Source organism: Achromobacter sp. 77, from assembly GCF_020541125.1.
GTDB classification, from domain to species: Bacteria; Pseudomonadota; Gammaproteobacteria; order Burkholderiales; family Burkholderiaceae_B; genus Achromobacter; species Achromobacter mucicolens.
Genome location: NZ_CP059848.1, coordinates 1618883 through 1633487 on the forward strand (window position 1 = coordinate 1618883; position 14605 = coordinate 1633487).

Sequence of the window (14605 nt, forward strand, 5' to 3'; positions counted from 1 at the left end):
CTTTTCACACAGGAGCCCCATCGCATGACGACGACCCTGATCACCGCCGCCGATCTCTCTGCCCGCCTGGCCTCGCCCGACGTGCGCGTGTTCGACGTGCGCCATGACCTGACCAATCATTCGGCGGGCCGCCAGGCCTACGACGCAGGCCACATCCCCGGGGCCCGCTTCCTGGATCACGAAACCGAGCTGGCCGCCGCCCGCACGGGCAAGAACGGACGGCATCCGCTGCCCGACCGGGCGCAATTCGGCGCCCTGATGGCCGCGCATGGCGTGACGCCCGGCACGCTGGTGGTGGCCTACGACGCCAGCGGCGGCATGTACGCCGCGCATCTGTGGTGGATGCTGCGCTGGCTGGGCCATGACCGGGTCGCCGTGCTGGATGGCGGTTGGCAGGCCTGGACGGCTGCGGGGCTGCCCGTCAGCCACGATCCGGCGCCGGCGGTGCAGCCGGGCACGCCTGTCGAACCGGGCAAGTCCCTGGCGGGCACGGTCGATGCCCAGGCGGTTCTGGCCAACATCGCCCAGCCGTCGTTCACGGTCGTCGACGCGCGCGCCGCCAACCGGTATCGCGGCGAAGTCGAACCCATGGACCCGGTGGCCGGCCATATCCCCGGCGCGCTGAACCGCCCGAACGGCGAAAACCTGCAGCCCGATGGCCGTTTCAAGACGGCCGAGCAGCTGCGCGCGGAGTTCGGCAGCCTGCTGGCGGGGCGCGACCCAGCCTCGGTCGTCCACCAGTGCGGCTCGGGCATCACGGCCTGCCACAACCTGCTTTCCATGGAGATTGCCGGCCTGACGGGCTCGCGCCTCTATCCGGGGTCGTGGAGCGAATGGTGCAGCGATCCCGCCCGGCCGGTGGCCAAGGGCGATTAAACGAACAAAAAGCCAGGGCAACGCACCCTGGCTTTTTTCATGGGCGGTGCGCGGCCGTTACCAGACGGCGGCCAGCTTGACGCGGCCGGACACGCTTTCGGCGATCTCCAGGAAGTGGTCGAGCGGCGGCGTGGCCAGCCCCGGCACCTTGGCCATGTCGTCCCAGCGCCGCAGACGTATCGCGTCCGGCGCGCCGGGCATGCTGGCGAAGTCGACCGCCTGGCCCGCGTCGAAGCTGCCGCCCTGCAGCGCCAGGCTGCGGCGGGAATCGTCCGACAGCTTCGCTTCGTACTGCGGTTCCACGTAGCAGAGGTAGCGCTTGGCTTCCACGTGCAGCCGAATGGGGTCCAGCACGGCGGAACTGAACAAGCCGCGCAGGAAGGGCAGCACGAAATACTGATGCTTGTCGTCGATGCCGCGCAGCGTGGGCGTGCCCGGCCGGTCGGCGATCAGATGGCCCAGGTCATGCAGCAGGCAGGCCGTGATGAGATGGGCTTTGGCGCCGTGCTGTTCGGCCAGTGCGGCCGTTTGCAGCGCATGGCGCAGATGGCTGACGGATTCACCGTCATAGGACCGGTGTCCGCGTTCAAGGAAAAGCTGTTCGATGTCCTGCAGGGTCAAGGCCATGGTTGTCTCCTGAGTGGCCGCAAGGGGAAGAGGCGGGACAGTGACCGCGACGGTCAGCCGGCTGCCGGCGCCATCTCCAGAAAGCGCGCGATGAGTTGCACCGGTTGGCGCTCGCGCAAGCAGTACAGGTATTCATTCATCACGATGCCGGCGTCCTGGATGTCCAGGGCTGCCAGATCGGGATGGGACGGAATTTCGCGTGATGGGATGAGGCTGATGCCCAGTTCGCACAGGATGGCCTGGCGGATCGACTCGCGGCTGCCGATCTCCAGCGTGCGGCGCACGGTGACGCCGGCCGCTCGCAGCGCGTCTTCGGTCAGTTGGCGCGTCATGGAGCCGGGCTCGCGCAGCAGCAGCGCATGCTCGGCCAGATCGGCCAGCCGCACCTGGCCGCGCCGGGCCAGCGGATGATCGCGATGCGCCACCACGCGGATCGGGTCCGCGGCGATCTTGCGGCGGTACAGGTGCTTGTCATCCATCAGAAAGGAAGACGTGGCAATCTCGATGCGGTAATCCTGCAGCGCCTGCAGCATCGACTGCGAATTGCCGATCGTGACCGTCAGGTCGATGCCGGGATAGCGCTGGTTGTAGCGCCGCACGGTATCCATGATGTAGTAGGGGCCGGTCGCGCCAATGCGCAGGTTGCCCTCGCGCAGGTCGCTCGCGTCGCGCAGCCGGAAGTCGATCTCGGTCTCCTGCTGCACCAGCTTCTCGACCATCGGCATCAGGTTTTGCCCGGCGTCCGACAGCCGCATGCCGCGCCCCTGCCGATGAAACAGCTCGATGCCGTAGCGCGATTCAAGCTGGCGCAATTGCCCCGTCACCGTGGGCTGGCTGACGCCCAGCTGGGCGGCGGCCTTGGTGACGGTTCCGCAGCGGGCCACGGCATAGAAGGATTTGAGTTCGGCGACGAGCACGGTCGGGGGGCGAAGGTTGGACGCAATGCGCAAGACCGCCAGTACACCAAAATAATTTGATGTTTTTATTACTGCATTTGCGCGAAGTGTCATAAACGCTCAATACGCGGCTCCCATACTGCCTTCGTTCCCAGACCGGAGGCCCCATGCCCCAACGCGATACCGCCTTTCTCTCCGTGCAGAATCTCGTGAAGCGATTCGGCAGCCACACGGCGCTGGCCGACGTTTCGCTGGATATCCGCGCCGGAGAATTGGTGTGCCTGTTGGGGCCGTCGGGGTGCGGCAAGACGACGCTGCTGCGCGCGATCGCCGGCCTGGAGCGCCAGGACAGCGGAACCATCGTGCTGTCCGGCCGTGATATTTCCCATGCCGAGCCGCAGGCGCGCGACTACGGCATCCTGTTCCAGTCCTATGCGCTGTTTCCGAACCTGACCGTGGCACAGAACGTGGCCTATGGCCTGAGCGGCAAGCGCGCCCATCGCAACCACGTCGCCAGCCGCGTCGAGGAAATGCTGACGCTGGTCGGCCTGGCCGGCGCGGCGCAGAAGTATCCCGGCCAGATTTCGGGCGGCCAGCAACAGCGCGTGGCGCTGGCGCGCGCGCTGGCCCCGTCGCCGTCGCTGCTGTTGCTGGACGAACCCATGTCGGCGCTGGATGCGCGGGTGCGCGAACACCTGCGAATCGAACTGCGCGCGCTGCAAAAGCGCCTGTCCATCACCACGCTGATGGTGACGCATGACCAGGAAGAGGCCATGGTGATGGCCGACCGCATCGCCGTGATGAATGGCGGGGTGATCGAGCAGTACGGCACGCCGCGCGAACTCTACCGCCAGCCGGGGTCGGCCTTCATCGCTGACTTTGTGGGCGAAGCCAACTGGCTGCCGTTCGAACGCATCGATACGCATCGCGCCCGGGTGGGGCGGCAGGAGCTGGCGGTCGACTCGGCGCTGGACGCCCGCTCGGGCAAACTCTTCGTGCGGCCCGAAGCCGTGCGCGTCAGCATGGCCAAGCCCGAAGAGCCCAACGCCATGCTGGCCGACGTGCTGGACGGCGTGTTCCTGGGGCGCAGCTACCGCCTTGCCCTGCGCCTGGAAGGCGTGCCTGGCGCCACCGTGCATTCCATCGTGTCCCCCGAAACCGGAGATGCCCTCTTGGGCCCTCACGCTGCCAGCCGTTGCTGGGTGGAGCTGCCGCGCCATGCGATACGCGCCTACGCTTGATCCGGCCATGAACGATTCGCGCGCCGTGGGTCAGACCGCGCCCCATTCCGCGGCTCCCGCCGCCTTCGCCCCGCTGCCCGCCTTGGGGCGCCGCCCGCTGCCCGCCTGGATCGGCGCGCTGGGCCTGGCGCTGGGGCAGGGCGGTCTGGCGCTCGGCCTGCTCGTATTCCTGGCGCTGCCCCTGGCGGCGATCCTCGTCAAATCGGTGACGGACGCCGATGGCGGCTGGGCCGGCCTGTCTGTCATCGCGGGCATCATCGGCGCCGATGGTTTCCTGGACATGGTGGGGCGCAGCCTGGCCGTGGGAATCGTGACGACGTTGCTGGTCGTGCCCTGCGCCTACGGCTTTGCCTATGGCCTCACGCGCACCCGCCTGCCGGGCAAGGGCATCCTGCGCACGATCGCGCTGTTGCCGCTGCTTGCGCCGTCGCTGCTGCCCGGCATCGCGCTGGTCTATCTGCTGGGCAATCAGGGACTGCTCAAGGGCCTGACCGGCGGCGCCACGATCTATGGCTTCTGGGGCATCGTGGTGGGCGAGGCGTTCTACACGTTTCCGCATGCGCTCATGATCCTGCTGACGGGCCTGGCCCTGGCCGACGGCCGCCTCTATGACGCGGCGCGCGCCATGGGCGCGGGCACGTGGCGCACCTTCATGACGGTCACGCTGCCCGGCACGCGTTACGCGGTGTTCTCGGCCTGCTGCGTGGTCTTCACGCTGACCGTCACCGACTTTGGCGTGCCCAAGGTGGTGGGCGGCGACTACAACGTACTCGCCATGGAGGCCTACAAGGCGGTGGTGGGGCAGCAGAATTTCCCCAAGGGCGCGGCCATCGGCATCCTGTTGCTGCTGCCGGCGCTGCTGACCTTCGTGCTGGACCGCCGGCTGCGGGCCCGCCAGGGCGCCCAGATGAGCGGCCGCGCGCAGCCTTACGCGGCTGGCGTGAACGGCCGCCGCGACGCGGCATTCCTGGCGCTGGCCGGCGTGATGGCTGCCTTTCTGCTGCTCATCATCGGTGTGGCGGTGTGGGCGTCGTTCGTGAAGATGTGGCCGTACAACCTGTCGATGTCGCTGCGTTCTTACGACTTCGACAACATGGACGGCGGCGGCTGGCTCGCCTGGCGCAACAGCCTGCAGCTCGCGTTCTTCACGGCGCTTGTGGGCACCGTGGTGGTCTTCGTGGGCGCGTGGATGATGGAGAAGGTGCCTGCGCGCGGCGCGATGGCGCGCGGCCTGCGCGGCATGGCCGGCATGTTGGCGCTGATGCCGATGGCGGTGCCGGGGCTGGTGCTGGGCCTGGGCTACATCTTCTTTTTCAATAGCCTGGCAAACCCCCTGAACGTGCTGTACGGGACGATGCCGCTGCTGGTGTTGTGCACGGTCGTGCACTTCTACACCAGCGCCCACCTGACAGCCGCCACGGCGCTCAATGCGCTCGACCCGGAGTTCGAGGCCGCCTCCGCGTCGCTGAAGGTGCCGCGCCTGACGACCTTCCTGCGCGTGACGCTGCCGATGTGCCTGCCCGCGGCGCTGGATGTTGCCCGCTACCTTTTCGTATCCGCCATGACGACGGTGTCGGCCGTGGTGTTTCTCTACAGCCCGTCGAAGGTGCTGGCCGCCGTGGCCGTGCTTAACATGGACGACGCCGGCTTCATCGGTCCGGCCGCCGCCATGTGCACGGTCATCATGGCCAGCTCCGCCGTTGCCGCCCTGGTCTTGCACCTGGCCAGCCGTGCCCTGGTGGCGCGCACGCAGGCCTGGCGGCGCCCGGCGACCCGTTGACCGGCCAATTTTTCAGGATGACTTCCATGACAGTTCAACCCTTGCCCGTCCGCCTCGAGGCGGTGATCTTCGACTGGGCCGGCACGCTGGTCGACTTCGGCTCCTTTGCGCCCACCAAGGTGTTCGTGGACGCGTTCGCGCAGTTCGGCATGGACGTGTCGCTGAAGGAGGCGCGCGGCCCGATGGGCATGGGCAAGTGGGACCACATCCGTACCCTGTGCGACCAGCCCGCCATCGCCGCCCAGTATCTGGCCCGCTTCGGCCGCGTGCCCAGCGACGACGACGTCACCGCCATCTACGAGCGCTTTCTGCCGATGCAGCTGGAGAAGGTGGCGCAGTATTCGGCCGCCATTCCCGGCGCGGCCGACGTGATGCGCGCCTTGCGCGGGCGCGGCCTGAAGATCGGTTCGTGCTCCGGCTATCCCGCCAGTGTGATGCGCCGCGTCGTCGAGCGTGCGGCCGCCGATAACCTGACGCCCGATTGCATCGTCGCCAGCGACGAGGTCCCGCGCGCGCGTCCGGCGCCCGCGATGGCCTTAAAGAACGTGGTCGAGCTGGGCCTGTCCGACGTGGCCGCGTGCATCAAGGTCGACGACACCGCGCCGGGCATCGAAGAAGGCCGCCGCGCCGGCATGTGGACCGTCGGCCTCTTGCTGTCGGGCAACGCCGCGGGCCTGACGCTGGACGAATACCTTGGCCTTGCCGGCCCCGCCCGTGACGCAGCACGCGCCGCCGCGCGCGCGGAGCTGGTACCGGCCGGCCCGCATTACGTGATCGACACGGTGGCTGATCTGCCGGCCGTGGTCGACGACATCGAAGCCCGTCTGGCGCGAGGCGAACGCCCCTGATCTAAACCCTTCCGCCCGGCGTCCCGGGCCACCCCGAAACCTTTGACTCACCGCGATCCGCAGCCGGCAGCCGCCGGCCGCGGGGACCTCGTTCATCCTGTTTTTCGCTCACGCACGGAGTTGTTCATGAATCGCTACAAGCTGCTTGCACTGGCCGCCGCCCTGACGGGCGTGATGGGCGCCGCCTCGGCCGAGACCACGCTGACCGTCTACACGGCGCTGGAAGCCGACCAGATCAAGGCCTACCAGGCCGCCTTCGAAAAGGCCAATCCCGACATCAAGATCCAGTGGGTGCGCGACTCCACCGGCATCATCGCCGCCAAGCTGCTGGCCGAGAAGAACAACCCCAAGGCCGACGTGATCTGGGGCCTGGCCGGCACGGCGCTGGGCCTGATGGACAAGGAAGGGATGCTGCAGCCCTACGCCCCCAAGGGCCTGGACCAGATCGCCGCCAACATGCGCGACGCCAAGGCCGAACCCGCCTGGGTCGGCATGGACGGCTACGCCGCCGCCATCTGCTTCAACACGATCGAAGCCGATAAGCAGAAGCTGCCCAAGCCCACGTCGTGGCAGGACCTGACCAAGCCGGTGTATGCCGGCAAGATCGTCATGCCCAACCCGGCCTCGTCCGGCACGGGCTTTCTGGACGTGAGCGCCTGGCTGCAGATGTTTGGCGAAGAAAAGGGCTGGGCTTACATGGACGCCCTGCACAAGAACATCGGCTCGTACACGCACTCGGGCTCCAAGCCGTGCAACATGGCTGCCGCCGGAGAATTCCCGATCGGCATTTCGTTCGACTACCGCGCGGCCAAGCTGAAGGCTGATGGGGCGCCGGTCGAAGCCGTGTTCCCCTCGGAAGGCCTGGGCTGGGAAGTGGAAGCCACCGCCATCATGAAGGGCACCAAGAACCTGGAAGCCGCCCGCAAGCTGGCTGACTTCTCGGCCAGCCGCGAGGCCAATGAGCTGTACAAGGCCAACTTCGCGGTGCTGGCGATTCCGTCGATCGCCACGGCCAACCCGAACCTGCCCGCCGACCTGACCGCGCGCATGATCAAGAACGACTTCACGTGGGCCGCCACGAATCGCGACCGCATCATTGCGGAGTGGACCCGCCGCTACGACGGCAAGTCCGAGCCCAAGAAGAAGTAAGGCGGCGTCCCGGCGATGGAGACTTACGACGTAATCGTGGTGGGCGCGGGCATGCTCGGCATCGCGCATGCCTGGGCGGCCGCCAAGCGCGGCCTGTCCGTTGCCGTCATCGAGCGCAGCCGCCAGGCCCACGGCGCCACCATCCGCAACTTCGGACAGGTCATCGTGACGGGGCAGGCGCCCGGCACGATGCTGTCGCACGCGCAGCAGTCGCGCGAGCTGTGGCTCGACCTGGCGGACAAGGCGGGCTTTCATGTGCGCGCCAACGGGGCGCTGGTGCTGGCCCGCAACGTCGACGAGGCCGACGTGCTGCAGGAGTTCGCGGACACGCGCCTGCGGCAGGAAGGGTATCGCGCGGATCTGCTTTCCGCGCGTGAGGTGACCGGCCTTTATGGCGGCCGGCTCGCGCATCACTGCCTGGCGCTGCGCGGCCACGACGATCTGCAGATCTATTCGCGCGAGGCGCTGCCGGCCATCACGCACTACCTGCAGTCTTCGTTGGGCGTGGACTTCATCACCGGAACGCTCGCGCGCGCCGTGGAAAAGGGCGAAGTCAGCACGTCGGCGGGCGACTTCACGGGCACGCACGTGTTCGTGTGCCCGGGCCACGACTACCTGACCCTGCTGCCGGAACTGTTCGCGCCGCTGGATCTGGAGATCACGCGCCTGCAGATGCTGCGTGCGGTGTTCGACACGCATCCCATCGCGCTGGACCGGCCGCTGCTGACCGGGCTGTCGTGCGTGCATTACGGCGCGTTCTCGGACCTGCCCACGGCGCAGGCGCTGCGCGGCGTGATCCAGGCGCGCACGCCCATGCTGCTGGAAAACGGCATCCACCTGCTGATCAGCCCCACGCCCTACGGCGAACTGATCATCGGCGATTCGCATCGCTATGGGCAGGACGCGCTGCCGTTCAATGACGAGGCCGTCGACAACGCGATGCTGGACCTGGCGTCGCAGGCATTGGGCGCGCGGCTGCGCGTGGTGGAGCGCTGGCAGGGCGTCTACGGCGCGCACGGGCCGGCGCCGTTCTCGGTCATGCCGGTGGATCCGGCGACCACGGTGGCGGTCATGCACTCCGGCGTCGGCATGACGGTGGGGCTGGCGATCGGAGAAAGGACGGTCGCTGGTGTCATCGGACGCTGACGCATCCAGACGAAAAAAGGGCCTCGCGAATCGGAACCGATATCGCGAGGCCCTTTGTCTTGCAAGCCGGGGCAGGGGAACTACACCGCTTGCATGATGCGGCGGTACCACTCATGAAAGTGCTGCATGCCGTCTTCCATGGGCGACTGGTAGGGACCGGTCTCGTTCACGCCGCGCAGCATCAATGCCTTGCGGCCAGCGTCCATGCGTTCGGCGATCTCGTCGTCCTCGATGGCCGTTTCCATGTAGGCCGCGCGCTGCGCCTCGACGAATTCGCGCTCGAAGGCGGCGATTTCCTCGGGGTAGTAGAACTCGACCACATTCACCGTTTCCTGCGGGCTCTTTGGGTACAGCGTGGACAGCACAAGCACGTGCGGATAGAGCTCGATCATGTGCGTCGGGAAGTACGTGACCCACACGGCGCCGAAGTCGGGGGCGTCGCCTTCGCGGAACGACAGCAGGCGGTCGTGCCACTGCTTGTAGACGTCCGAGCCCGGCTGCGCCAACGCATTGTGCACGCCCACCTTCTGCAGGCTGTACCAGTCGTTGAACTCCCAGGTCAGGTCGTCGCAGGTGACGAAACGCCCCAGTCCGGGATGGAACGGGCCGACGTGGTAGTCCTCGAGGTAGACCTCGATGAAGGTCTTCCAGTTGTAGTTGCACTGATGCACTTCAACGTGGTCCAGCACGTAGTCGCCGAAGTCGAACTCGGGACGCGCAAACAGCGGCGCCATGTCGGCGGCCGGATCGCGCGGGCCTTCGAAGAGCAGCCCGTGGCAATCGCGCAGGCGGAACTTCTGCAGGTTCATGCAGGGCGTGGTCTCGAACTGCGGCGCGCCCAACAACTCACCCTGGTTGTTGTACGTCCAGCGATGCAGCGGGCAGACAATATTGCCGCCCGTGGCCTTCAGGTTGCCATGCGTGTTGCAGTTGCCAGCCACGTTGCCGGCTTGGCCGCCAAGCATCAGTGCCTGACGGTGGCGGCAGACATTTGAGATGAGTTCGACGCCGTGCTGGTTGCGAACCAGCGAGCGCCCTCCGTTTTCCTGGACCAACGTACGCCAATCCCCGATTTCGGGCACCAATTTCTGGTGGCCGACATAAAGCGAGGATTGCTTGAAAATGAGTTCTTGCTCGCGGGCAAAGAGGGCTTCGTCAAAATATGCGCTGACGGGTAGCTGGGTGCGAGCTGGCACGACATGTGCCATCCGACCGATGTCGGTCATGATTCCCTCCGCTCGGATAAAAAAGCCAGGACGGTTTGAGCCTTGCCAGGTGCTTTTGTTCAAGTCCAGGATCCCGGCGACGGTTCCGGCGGGTCTTGTTCGTGAATTCGAGCCTGGTTGAATCCGTTCTGGCGCGAAGAAAAATCGGTGTCTGGCCGATCAAGTAAGCCGTGAATTGTACCCCAAGGGCCTGTGCGACGCCCGGGGCAATCCCCCCGGCTTATCGAGGCAATCCGCGGGTGGTGTTGACCCGGCGCAAAGCGCCATTAACCCTTTAATCCGTAGGTCTTTCAGACGAGGCGGCGCGTGGCCGGATGACGGCGCAGCAGCCAGCTGCTGGCGGCTGACAACGCAAACACCATCATCGTCAGCAAGGGCACCGCCCACACATCGCGGTCTCCGCCGGAAAAGGCGCCCGCGCGGCGCGCGACATCCAGGAAGACCGGATGGATGAGATAGACGCCAAAGGTCAGCGGGGCCAGCGCGGCAAGCCTGGGCAGCCGCGGCGAGGACACGATCCATTGGAACGCGGCCAGCGACATGAACGGGACCGTCAGGCTGAAGTAGTCGTAGAAGTAGGTGTCCAGCACGTGGCCGTTGGACATGATCGTCACGCCCATCGCCGTCGCGGCCACGGTGGCGGCAAGCATCAGGCCCGGGCGCGGCACGCGCATCTCGCCGTCAAAGATCAGGCGGCCGGCGACGAAGTAGCCCAGATAGGGCAGGAACCACGTCAGGAAAAAACCATGCGGCGCGCCCAGCGCGCGGCGATACAGGGCGTCAAGGATCGCCACCCCCAGGATGCCCACGACCCACAACGCCCGCGCCTTCGGCGTGCTGCGCGCATACAGCACCCGCACCAGCGGCGCGAACAGGTACAGGCCGACGATCATGTACAGGTACCAAAGGTGGTAGTAGGGCTCGCCCTGCGCGACCTTGCGCGGCCAGAACGAAAAGTCCACGCGTCCGTCGTCCCACCAATCCAGGCCGGTGCGCCACGCCAGGTAGAAGAGCGTCCAGAACAGCAGCGGCGCGCAGATCCGCGCCATGCGTTTGCTGTAGAAGCGCCGCGCATCGTGCGGCTTGTCGGGATCGAGCAGCAGGGCGCCGCTCACCATCACGAAGACGGGCACGCACCAGCGCGCGGCCGAGTCATACAGGTTGGCGGCCAGCCATGCGCCGCGGCCATGCGCGGCGGGATCGCTGACGATGAGTGCGGCGCTGTGCAGCAGAACGACGGCCAGCGCAGCCAGCCATCGGGCTGAGTCAAGGCGGGCGTATCGGTCTTCGGAGTGAGGCATCGGGCTCCCGGATGATTCGGCTTCTTCTCGCCTTACCTTATCAGCGGCGCCACGCCGACTTCTGTATCCAGGGGTTAAGCCGCGCGTAAAAAACCGACAGGGCCGGGAGGGCGCTGTCGGGGGGAAGGGGCCTGCCCGTAGCTGAGCCCGCGGGCAGGCCGATCGCGGGCCGGCGGTCCGCGAACGTTTTGTCACGAAACCGGCGGGTCGAGGCTTACTGCAGGACGATGTTGGCCTGCTTGATGAGCTGCGACACGATGGGCTGCTCGGTCTTGATCTGCTTGTCCAGTTCGGCGGCGGTGCCCGAACGCGGGTCGATGCCCATGTCCAGCAAGCGCTTTTTCACGGCTTCGTCCTGCAGCGTTTCGGTCAGTGCGGCTTGCAGGCGTTCGACCACGGGGGCCGGGGTGCCCTTGGGCGCAACGAAGCTGAACCAGGCGGTCATGTCGAACGACGGGTAACCCTGTTCAGCCAGCGTGCCCAGGTTGGGCTGCGTCGCCAGACGTTTGGGGCTGGTGATCGCGAAGACCTTGACCTTGCCGGCGTCGGCCTGCGGCATGCCGGTGGCCACCATGTCGAAGAACAGGTCCACGTCGCCGCTGATCAGGGCGGGCAGGGCCTGCGTGGCGCCCTTGAACGGCACGTGCAGGATGTCGATGCCGGCGCGTTCCTTGAACAGTTCACCGGCCAGATGCGACGAGGTGCCCGGACCGAACGTGGCAAACGTCAGCTTGCCCGGATTCTGCTTGGCGTAGGCCACCACGTCCTGGGTGTTGTTGAACGGGCGCTTCGGCGTGGACAGCAGGACCAGCGGGCCGACGCCGACCATGCCGATCTTGGCGAAGCTGTCCGGGTCGTAGGGCAGTTCCTTATAGAGATATCGGTTGGTCACCAGCGTGGAGTTCGTGGCCATCAGGATGGTGTAGCCGTCCGGCGCTTCGCGCGAGACGTAGGCGGCGCCGATGGACGTGCCCGCGCCAGCCTTGTTCTCCACGATCATCGACTGGCCCAGGTTCTTGGCCATCCGCTCGGCCAGCACGCGCGTCAGCACGTCGGTGGCGCCGCCGGCCGGGAAGGGCGAAATCACCTTGATCGGCCGCGCCGGATACGTATTGGCCTGCGCGCCCAGCGCGGCAGCGCTGAGCATCAGGGTGGCGAGCAGTTTGAAGCTGTTGCGAATCATGTTTTCCCCTTGAAATCGCGTGGTCAGAGTGGATCGACGGGCCTGGCTTGGCTGACTTGATACGCACGCCGGGTGCGAACATCGGGCCGCTTGCCAGGTCTCCTTGGATGCTCTAAATTCCGTCATATGGAATTTAATTTTGTCATTCGAAATAAACTATAAAAACGAAGCGTATAGAAATGCAATCATTTTCTGGCGGCAAGCGCGCCGCCCTCCCGCCGTCCAAGCCGGACCAGAAGCTTGAATTGAGCCTGCCCGCGCGCCGCAAGCGCGCCGCCGGCTCGGGAGAAGGCGCCCATTCGCCCGACTTCATCACGGCGCTGGCGCGGGGCCTGGACGTGCTGCGGTGCTTCCGGCACGGCGTGGCCGCGCTGGGCAACCTGGACCTGGCGCGCCTGACCGGCTTGCCCAAGCCCACCATCAGCCGCATCACCTACACGCTCACTGAACTGGGTTATCTGCGCTACCACCCCGACACCGGCAAGTACTCGCCTGGCTATGGTGTGCTGGCGCTGGGATTCGGCCTGCTTGCGGGACTAGAGGTGCGTGAGCTTGCCAAGGCCTCGATGACCGACCTGGCGCGCGAGACCGGTGGCGCCGTGGCCCTGGGCGCCTTCGACGGCGATGCCATGACCTACGTCGAAGCCATCCACGGCTCGTCGGCGCTGTACTTGCGCTTGCCCGTGGGTTACCGCGCCACGTTGGACAGCGCCATGGGGCGCGCCTATCTCGCCAGCCTGCCCGCGGACGAGTGCGACGCCGTCCTCGCGCGTCTGGACCAGGGCGCCCCAGCCGCCGAGACCATTGCGCGGGCGCGCGCCGAACTCGCGCAAACCGGCTGCTGCTTCGCAATCGGCGAATGGCAGTCCGGCATCAACGCCGTCGCCGTGCCGTTCACGTCGATCACGGGCGAGGGCGTCTTCGTCATGAGCTGCGGCGGACCGGCCAGCCTGCTCGAGGCCTCGCTCCTTCGCGACCGCGTGGCCCCGGCGCTTCTGGCTGCCGTGGCAGGCCTGGCGGGGGCGCCGGCCTAGCGCGCGGGGCCCTTGCGGGCCGCGCTTGGCTATCTCGTACAATTCACGGATTAATCCACCCCCTAGTGCCCCGGAGGCCCGTTTGGCCAAACCCACTCAAGCTGATCCGCAGAACGACGATCGTCCCTTGCCCCAGGATTTCGAAACGGCGCTGGCCGAACTGGAATCGCTGGTCGCGGCCATGGAAGACGGATCGTTGCCGCTCGAGCAGTCGCTGGCTGCCTACCGGCGCGGTGTGGCGCTCACACGGGTTTGCCAGGAACGACTGGCCCAGGCTGAGCAGCAGGTCAAGGTCCTCGAGGGCGGCCTGCTCCGGCCGCTGGATCCCGCGGCGCTGGACGACGAATAAGAAGCCGATGAAGCAAATTCAACTCGCTTTTCCCGAGTGGTTGCAAGGCCGTGCGCTGCATGTCGAAGACGTGCTCGACGACCTGCTGCCGCCGGCGGACCTGGCGCCTGCCCGTTTGCACGAAGCCATGCGTTACGCCGTGCTTGGCGGCGGCAAGCGCGTGCGGGCCGCTTTGGTCTATGCCGCCGGCCAGGCCTGCCCCGTCAGTGGCAGCGTGCTGGCCATCGAGGCCTCGCTGGACCGTGCGGCGGCCGCCGTCGAACTGATCCACGCCTACTCGCTGATCCATGACGATCTGCCCTGCATGGACGACGACACGCTGCGCCGCGGCCGGCCCACCACGCACGTGCAGTTCGACGAAGCCACCGCCATGCTGGCGGGCGACGCGTTGCAGCCGCTGGCGTTCGAGCTGGTCGCCTCCATGCCGATTGCGCCGGCGCTGATCGTCCAGGCCACCCAGTCGCTGGCGCGCGCCGCCGGCAGCCGTGGCATGGCGGGCGGACAGGCCATCGATCTGTTCAGCGTCGGCCGCGCGCTGTCGCGCGATGAACTCCAGACGATGCACGGCATGAAGACCGGCGCGATGCTGGCGTGCAGCGTGGCGTTGGGCGGCATCGTGGCGGGCGCCAGCTCGGCCTCGCGCCAGGCGCTGGATGCCTACGCGCAGGCCATGGGCCTGGCGTTCCAGGTGGTCGACGACATTCTGGACGTCACCGCGGACAGCGCCAGCCTGGGCAAGACGCCCGGCAAGGACGCCGCCGAAAACAAGCCCACCTATGTTTCCCTGCTGGGCCTTGAAGCAGCGCGGGCCTTCGCCGAGGAACTGCGCGTGACGGCGCTGGCAGCCCTGGCGCCGCTGGGCGACGCCGGCGGGCGACTGGCCCAGCTTGCCGACTTCATCGTTCTTCGAGACCGCTGATCCGAGATCAGCCCGGCCTTCCTGGTAGGC

At 66.9% G+C, this 14605-nt stretch carries 14 protein-coding genes; 9 read left to right on the forward strand and 5 right to left on the reverse strand.

Annotation, left to right across the window (positions count from 1 at the left end; all coding sequences use genetic code 11):
- The first annotated feature begins 24 nt into the window (after window positions 1–24).
- On the forward strand, window positions 25–876 hold the full coding sequence (locus tag H4P35_RS07445) for a sulfurtransferase (protein ID WP_226848548.1): 852 nt from the start codon (window positions 25–27) through the stop codon (window positions 874–876).
- 57 nt (window positions 877–933) lie between these two features.
- On the opposite strand, the gene H4P35_RS07450 is transcribed toward H4P35_RS07445, so the two are convergent.
- Window positions 934–1503: a phosphonate degradation HD-domain oxygenase gene (locus tag H4P35_RS07450; RefSeq protein ID WP_056322428.1), complete on the reverse strand. Its 570-nt coding sequence runs from the start codon at window positions 1501–1503 to the stop codon at window positions 934–936.
- A 53-nt stretch (window positions 1504–1556) separates the two neighbouring features.
- A complete protein-coding gene (locus H4P35_RS07455) occupies window positions 1557–2420 on the reverse strand; it encodes a LysR family transcriptional regulator (protein ID WP_056322757.1) in 864 nt (287 codons plus the stop codon).
- A 146-nt stretch (window positions 2421–2566) separates the two neighbouring features.
- Here H4P35_RS07455 and H4P35_RS07460 point away from each other — a divergent pair, with 146 nt between their 5' ends.
- The 5 genes from H4P35_RS07460 to H4P35_RS07480 all read left to right on the forward strand — a co-directional run bounded on the left by H4P35_RS07460 (window position 2567) and on the right by H4P35_RS07480 (window position 8563).
- Window positions 2567–3640, forward strand: coding sequence for a putative 2-aminoethylphosphonate ABC transporter ATP-binding protein (locus H4P35_RS07460; RefSeq protein ID WP_226848549.1), 1074 nt, complete (start codon window positions 2567–2569; stop codon window positions 3638–3640).
- Window positions 3618–5420, forward strand: coding sequence for a putative 2-aminoethylphosphonate ABC transporter permease subunit (locus H4P35_RS07465; protein WP_226848550.1), 1803 nt, complete (start codon window positions 3618–3620; stop codon window positions 5418–5420). The genes H4P35_RS07460 and H4P35_RS07465 overlap by 23 nt, the downstream gene beginning before the upstream one ends.
- A gap of 17 nt (window positions 5421–5437) precedes the next feature.
- On the forward strand, window positions 5438–6268 hold the full coding sequence (gene phnX / locus H4P35_RS07470) for a phosphonoacetaldehyde hydrolase (protein ID WP_193725270.1): 831 nt from the start codon (window positions 5438–5440) through the stop codon (window positions 6266–6268).
- A gap of 126 nt (window positions 6269–6394) precedes the next feature.
- Complete coding sequence (locus H4P35_RS07475) at window positions 6395–7417, forward strand: putative 2-aminoethylphosphonate ABC transporter substrate-binding protein (RefSeq protein ID WP_152383812.1); 1023 nt, start codon at window positions 6395–6397, stop codon at window positions 7415–7417.
- Window positions 7418–7432: 15 nt separating this feature from the next.
- The gene (locus tag H4P35_RS07480) at window positions 7433–8563 is read left to right on the forward strand and encodes a TIGR03364 family FAD-dependent oxidoreductase (protein WP_226848551.1); all 1131 of its coding nucleotides are present in this window, start codon (window positions 7433–7435) and stop codon (window positions 8561–8563) included.
- An 80-nt stretch (window positions 8564–8643) separates the two neighbouring features.
- Here H4P35_RS07480 and H4P35_RS07485 read toward each other — a convergent pair whose 3' ends face one another.
- The 3 genes from H4P35_RS07485 to H4P35_RS07495 all read right to left on the reverse strand — a co-directional run bounded on the left by H4P35_RS07485 (window position 8644) and on the right by H4P35_RS07495 (window position 12273).
- Complete coding sequence (locus tag H4P35_RS07485) at window positions 8644–9789, reverse strand: aromatic ring-hydroxylating dioxygenase subunit alpha (RefSeq protein WP_062838656.1); 1146 nt, start codon at window positions 9787–9789, stop codon at window positions 8644–8646.
- Between the two features lie 290 nt (window positions 9790–10079).
- On the reverse strand, window positions 10080–11090 hold the full coding sequence (locus tag H4P35_RS07490) for an acyltransferase (protein WP_056322444.1): 1011 nt from the start codon (window positions 11088–11090) through the stop codon (window positions 10080–10082).
- A 214-nt stretch (window positions 11091–11304) separates the two neighbouring features.
- Entirely contained in the window at window positions 11305–12273 is a 969-nt protein-coding gene (locus H4P35_RS07495; protein WP_226848552.1) for a tripartite tricarboxylate transporter substrate binding protein, read from the reverse strand.
- Window positions 12274–12452: 179 nt separating this feature from the next.
- On the opposite strand from H4P35_RS07495, the gene H4P35_RS07500 reads away from it, so the two are divergent.
- From H4P35_RS07500 to H4P35_RS07510, 3 genes are all read left to right on the forward strand, one after another.
- Window positions 12453–13307, forward strand: coding sequence for an IclR family transcriptional regulator (locus H4P35_RS07500; RefSeq protein ID WP_175156237.1), 855 nt, complete (start codon window positions 12453–12455; stop codon window positions 13305–13307).
- Between the two features lie 82 nt (window positions 13308–13389).
- Complete coding sequence (locus H4P35_RS07505; protein WP_056322452.1) at window positions 13390–13656, forward strand: exodeoxyribonuclease VII small subunit; 267 nt, start codon at window positions 13390–13392, stop codon at window positions 13654–13656.
- A 7-nt stretch (window positions 13657–13663) separates the two neighbouring features.
- On the forward strand, window positions 13664–14575 hold the full coding sequence (locus tag H4P35_RS07510) for a polyprenyl synthetase family protein (RefSeq protein WP_175235426.1): 912 nt from the start codon (window positions 13664–13666) through the stop codon (window positions 14573–14575).
- Window positions 14576–14605: the final 30 nt, after the last annotated feature.

Bases quoted from the DNA above. Each gene is read 5' to 3' on its own strand.
- H4P35_RS07465 (WP_226848550.1), top strand. From the start codon at position 3,618: ATGCGATACGCGCCTACGCTTGATCCGGCCATGAACGATTCGCGCGCC.
- H4P35_RS07445 (WP_226848548.1), top strand. From the start codon at position 25: ATGACGACGACCCTGATCACCGCCGCCGATCTCTCTGCCCGCCTGGCC.
- H4P35_RS07450 (WP_056322428.1), bottom strand. From the start codon at position 1,503: ATGGCCTTGACCCTGCAGGACATCGAACAGCTTTTCCTTGAACGCGGA.
- H4P35_RS07475 (WP_152383812.1), top strand. From the start codon at position 6,395: ATGAATCGCTACAAGCTGCTTGCACTGGCCGCCGCCCTGACGGGCGTG.
- H4P35_RS07490 (WP_056322444.1), bottom strand. From the start codon at position 11,090: ATGCCTCACTCCGAAGACCGATACGCCCGCCTTGACTCAGCCCGATGG.
- H4P35_RS07495 (WP_226848552.1), bottom strand. From the start codon at position 12,273: ATGATTCGCAACAGCTTCAAACTGCTCGCCACCCTGATGCTCAGCGCT.
- H4P35_RS07480 (WP_226848551.1), top strand. From the start codon at position 7,433: ATGGAGACTTACGACGTAATCGTGGTGGGCGCGGGCATGCTCGGCATC.
- H4P35_RS07500 (WP_175156237.1), top strand. From the start codon at position 12,453: ATGCAATCATTTTCTGGCGGCAAGCGCGCCGCCCTCCCGCCGTCCAAG.
- H4P35_RS07460 (WP_226848549.1), top strand. From the start codon at position 2,567: ATGCCCCAACGCGATACCGCCTTTCTCTCCGTGCAGAATCTCGTGAAG.
- phnX (WP_193725270.1), top strand. From the start codon at position 5,438: ATGACTTCCATGACAGTTCAACCCTTGCCCGTCCGCCTCGAGGCGGTG.
- H4P35_RS07485 (WP_062838656.1), bottom strand. From the start codon at position 9,789: ATGACCGACATCGGTCGGATGGCACATGTCGTGCCAGCTCGCACCCAG.
- H4P35_RS07510 (WP_175235426.1), top strand. From the start codon at position 13,664: ATGAAGCAAATTCAACTCGCTTTTCCCGAGTGGTTGCAAGGCCGTGCG.